Source organism: Promicromonospora kroppenstedtii DSM 19349 (assembly GCF_000515355.1).
Taxonomy (GTDB): Bacteria; Actinomycetota; Actinomycetes; order Actinomycetales; family Cellulomonadaceae; genus Promicromonospora; species Promicromonospora kroppenstedtii.
In genome coordinates this window covers 16425-16829 of record NZ_KI911694.1, presented here as the reverse complement: position 1 = coordinate 16829, position 405 = coordinate 16425, and the positions used below count along the sequence as shown (strand labels likewise).

Genomic DNA, 405 nt, shown 5'->3' with positions numbered 1-405 from the left:
GTGAGCGCGCTGGACCAGGCGGACTGGGCCGCCGTCGGGCCGGACGAGCCCGACGGTGACCTGCTCCGCCTCGTCTTCACGTGCTGCCACCCGGCCCTGCCCTTGGAGGGCCGCGTGGCGCTCACCCTGCGGAGCCTCACGGGTATGACGACGGCGCAGGTCGCACGAGCCTTCCTGGTGCCGGAGACGACCATGGCGCAGCGCCTGACCCGGACCAAGCGCAAGATCCGCGCCACCGGCATCTCGTTCCGGGTGCCGCCCGCCGAGCTGCTGCACGAGCGGGTGTCCGCGGTGCTGGCGGTGCTGTACGTCCTGTTCACGCAGGGCTACGACGGCTGGGCCGAGCCCGCCGACGACGCCGGTGGCACCGCGGCGCGCCGCGCGCTGGGCGACGACGCGGTCCGC

Annotated in this window: 1 protein-coding gene; it reads left to right on the top strand. The window is 75.1% G+C overall.

Annotation, left to right across the window (positions count from 1 at the left end; all coding sequences use genetic code 11):
- On the top strand, positions 1 to 405 hold a 405-nt coding region (locus PROKR_RS17270; protein WP_281171727.1), incomplete at both ends, for a sigma factor-like helix-turn-helix DNA-binding protein.